Annotated in this window: 4 protein-coding genes; 1 reads left to right on the forward strand and 3 read right to left on the reverse strand. The window is 61.4% G+C overall.

The window, feature by feature from the left end:
- Nucleotides 1–38 precede the first annotated feature (38 nt).
- The 3 genes from GQQ92_RS16690 to GQQ92_RS16385 all read right to left on the reverse strand — a co-directional run bounded on the left by GQQ92_RS16690 (nucleotide 39) and on the right by GQQ92_RS16385 (nucleotide 3,053).
- Nucleotides 39–560, reverse strand: coding sequence for a hypothetical protein (locus GQQ92_RS16690; RefSeq protein ID WP_197738314.1), 522 nt, complete (start codon nucleotides 558–560; stop codon nucleotides 39–41).
- Nucleotides 561–1,935: 1,375 nt separating this feature from the next.
- Nucleotides 1,936–2,484, reverse strand: coding sequence for a hypothetical protein (locus GQQ92_RS16380; protein ID WP_232057769.1), 549 nt, complete (start codon nucleotides 2,482–2,484; stop codon nucleotides 1,936–1,938).
- A gap of 68 nt (nucleotides 2,485–2,552) precedes the next feature.
- Complete coding sequence (locus GQQ92_RS16385) at nucleotides 2,553–3,053, reverse strand: hypothetical protein (protein WP_157000376.1); 501 nt, start codon at nucleotides 3,051–3,053, stop codon at nucleotides 2,553–2,555.
- 225 nt (nucleotides 3,054–3,278) lie between these two features.
- Here GQQ92_RS16385 and GQQ92_RS16390 point away from each other — a divergent pair, with 225 nt between their 5' ends.
- Nucleotides 3,279–3,923: a ScbR family autoregulator-binding transcription factor gene (locus tag GQQ92_RS16390; protein ID WP_157000377.1), complete on the forward strand. Its 645-nt coding sequence runs from the start codon at nucleotides 3,279–3,281 to the stop codon at nucleotides 3,921–3,923.
- The last annotated feature ends 163 nt before the right edge of the window (nucleotides 3,924–4,086 follow it).

Here is a 4,086-nt window from a genome sequence, read left to right on the forward strand (position 1 = left end):
GGTCTTGCCGGGCTTCGACTGCCAGCCGGGTCGCGCGCTCACGCAGCTCGTCCGGATACTTCTTGGGTGTTGCCATGACTCTCATCCTCCGTGAGATCAGAGCCTCCACCGAACCCGGGGCGCATCAGTCGCCATTCTCCGAGATACTCTTCCGGGTCCGGGTCCGGGTCCGGGTCCGGGTCCGGGTCCGGGTCCGGGTCCGGGTCCGGGTCCGGCTCGTCCTCAGGTTGCTCTCCGCGCAGCTCCTCTAGGGCGTCCGTTGAGACTGCCGGTGGATCGAATGGACGTCCTGTAACTTCAGGTGATTCGATCTCGCTTCTGCTCCTGCCTGCGCTGGAAAGGGCTGTCTCATCTATCAGCAGCCCAGTGACTCGCGGGAGGGTCGAGAACTCCGCTTCAAAATCCGTCTGGAACTCGGCGATGCTCTTTGAGTCCGATGGGTAAAACTGGCCCACGACGTTTTCGTTGTCGTAGCTGTACCCAACGACGGGAAGCCCATCTTCTACAGCGAGACTATGGGCGATCTCCATGGGCACGGGCACATCGAGGTGGAGCTCCAAGATCTCAGCATTGTCAGCTTCGGGCGGCGACTCTGCGACGGCAGCTGTCGGTGCCGCGATTAGTAGCCCGCTAATGACTGCCAACGAGACTGTCAATGCACTGAATCTGCGCACGCATAGCTCCCTTGCTATTAGTTGGTGTTCGTTCGCCTGTCTCGTATGAGAAGGATGATGCCGGCCAACAAGCAGGTGATTCCGCCATAGAGCGGCACCGTTCCAAGGTCAAGGAAATCTGTCACGCGCGGTCGCTCGTCGCCAGCGAACAGTGAGCATTCCAACCCGAACGGGAAGACGGTGTATCGGAAAGTCGGGTCGTCTTCCGACCGACCCGAATCGACTGCGCCGGGAGCGGACGCATCAACCAGGCACCATTCCATCGCAGATCCACCGATCGCCCGGAACCAAAGCGACAGAACCACAAACACGAGCAACGCAACGCCAATGACGATCAGAAGCCAGGCAATTCGGCCTGAACGCGTCTGGCTTCGCATCCTCGTTGTCGTCTCCCTAGTGCTCAGCTGACTGAATAGATCGAACGATAGCGGCCGCATCAACAGCCCATGGAACCCCACTACGAGGGCCAAGAAGCGAAGGAGGAGGGCCTGTGCGGCGCCCTGCGCCTTTATCCAGGAATCGTCTTGGGGATGATTTCTGCCATAAGGACTATGCGACACCCTCGAAAGAAGGGTGAGCCCTTCAGCCGAACGCGATGGATCATGGTTGCTCTGGCCATACTTGGTGCCGTGTTGTGCATCGCAATTTTCGTCGTGGTTCTTCTTGATTGAACTTCAGACAGCGAGAGCGCGACGTGTTTCGACGTCACGCTCATTGATCCCCGAGCGACTCTTCTTAACCTGAGCAGATGGTCTCTCCGGATGGAGGACCCCTGTACGCCGGTGTGGCGCGGGCGTAACGTCGGCCGCATGGGATGGGCGTTTGGTCTGGGAGTACTAGCGATAGTGGTGCTGGGCATTTTCGCGAGCCGGGATGAGCGACGAGCTCTTCATTCCACCAAGAACGGCCGGCGTTCCTGATGCTTGTGCCGACCGTGGCACAGTGCGGGAAGGAGACCTACTAGATGCGAACCCCCGCCCACATCGCCTGGGCGATAGCTGGTCTGCTGTTGGCGGCCGCCGCGACAACAGCAGCAGCAGCAATCCTCGTTCTTCAGCGCCCTGGTTCGCCGTGGATCTGGGTGTTCTTGGGCTGCACGCTAGGGTGCGTGATTTGCGGCTCAGTATCCCGATGGATCAAGCGCCGTCAGAGCAAGGCATCGTCGAGCAAGGAAACTCAAACGAATCGCTGAGGGATCCGCCTCCGGGCGTGTGAGAACCGCCGTCTCCGCGACCCATCCGGGACGTGCCGTTCATGCGATTCAGGCAGCAGGAGTTGACGACGCATCGACGGAAGTGACGGATACTGCGTCGGTCTCGGTGTCGTAAGTCGTGATGCTCCAGGTCGGGTGGTTGTCCACAAGCGTGAGCTCGAGCCCAATGAGACGTGGGCTCGGATAGGTCTCGCCTGAAAGCTGCGCAGCTTCGTACGGACCGACGCCCGGATCCGCCAATTCCGCTTCGGATAGTTCGACCTCGTGCTGGGTGACCAGCGCCAGGCTGCTGGCATCGACTAATGCCTCACGTCCACGTGTCGATTCCCTGGGCCTCTGCCCGAGAACATCGGCGCCTGGGTCCAGGCTTCTGATCCGCCACACCCAACTGGCGTCGACGTACTCCAGGCGCAGGCCGACGATCGGTCCGCCGACGGCATCTGATTCTCCGTAGAAGCCTTCGAGCCAGTCCGAGGGCCACGCGACGTCGGTCGGGATACCGCTGCTTGGGTAGTCCGCACCGATCACGGCCGGGCTTTCCGGGAAGGAAGAGCAGCCGGCAAGGAACAGTGTTAGCGACAGCACCCACGCGCTCACCATGAGCTTTCGTGAGGGTCCAATCGATCGGCTCATCGAAGCAATCTCGCTGCGGTGGGCATCCGGTCTCAGCCACCCTGCCCGGGGAGCGCGCTGACTGACACGAGCGAGCCGGCGGCATCGCACGCGCCCGCGACATCGCCGACAGCGCGTTGGAAGTCCGTGTTCTCATAACCGATGCCGCCCGAAGCGACGGCTTGCTGCGCATCCTTGATAGCGGGCGAAACATCAGTGCTTCCGAGGACCATGTACTTCCAGCCGTCCTCGACGGCCGCGACCCGAGATGCGTACGCCGCATTATCGATCAAGCCTTGCGCATGCTCCCAGTCGGATCGATAGCGGATGCCCTCGAGTGCGCTGACCTGACCACAGAGATGAGCCTCGTCGGCTTCAGGCATCATTGGCACGGCGTCGCCAGAAGGCTGCGTCCCCGCATTCGTATCAACAGCTGCGCCCGGCGGCGTTGCGGCGTCTGCGTCGGTCCAGCCGGAACAACCAGAGAGGAGCGTCCCGCACACCAAGACCGAAGCCAGCACCAGGGCTTTCCTCGTCCAGTTGCGTCGGTTCACTTCGCGTCCTCGGTCCCGGATTCCATTTCGCCCGGTGTGATGTGAATCGAGTGGCTGGGCGGAAGATCAACTGCCGCGGGATCGATCGGGCGCGACTCTGGGCTCATCGGCTGCTTTCCTTTGCGGGCGGGTAGGGCACCAAGGCATCCGAGCCGCGGACGGCGTCAGAAAATACCTACCAGAAGGTATTATTAACGAGGAAGTCAACGCAAGGTCTGGTGGGATTTGGGACAGCAAGCACGCAGCAAAGAGACGCGCGAGAGATTGTTGCTGGCGGCCGCCGAGCTCATTCAACGGAATGGGTACGTGAACACGTCGTTGGCTGACGTCGCTCGAGCGGTTGAGATGACGAAGGGCGCGGTGTACTTCCACTTCGAGTCAAAGGAAGTGCTGGCGCTCGCGCTCATCGATGAGCAGCACCGGATCAGTCGGGATGCCGCTACCGAGATTCTCACTGTCGACCGGCCGGCCCTTCAGCAGATGATGCTGCTCTGCGCGGACCTTGCCCGTCGATTGATGAACGACCCGATCGTCCAGGCGGGCATCAAGCTCACGACCGATTCGACGACGTTCGCATCACCGATTCGCGAACCGTATCGGGACTGGCTCGCAACGTTCGAGATGCTCAGCACACTCGCCCTGCAGGCCGGCGACATCACCCGCGACATCCCGGCGACCACGTTGGCGAACTTCATCATTCCCGCATTCACCGGTGTGCAGTTGGTATCGGACACGCTCGCAGACCGTGACGACTTGTACGAGCGCGTCAGAGACATGTGGCGCATCCTCATCTACGCGCTCACCCTTGAGAACTCCCGGGACGACTGGCTTCGAATCGTCGATGAAATCTTCAGCGTGCGCTCCCGCTAGCAAGCACCGGCATTAGCCACTCGACACCGTCCGCAGGCGGATCCCTTATTGCGCTGGGGCCGCACCGAGGACCGTCAGGGGACCTTCGTCGGCGGTCGGGGGCTCGAAGTGGTCGAAGTATTCGGCCGCGACGTCGTTGGGAAGCGCGTAGTCATCGGCGTGC

It is taken from the genome of Agromyces terreus (assembly GCF_009749465.1).
Lineage (GTDB): Bacteria > Actinomycetota > Actinomycetes > Actinomycetales > Microbacteriaceae > Agromyces > Agromyces terreus.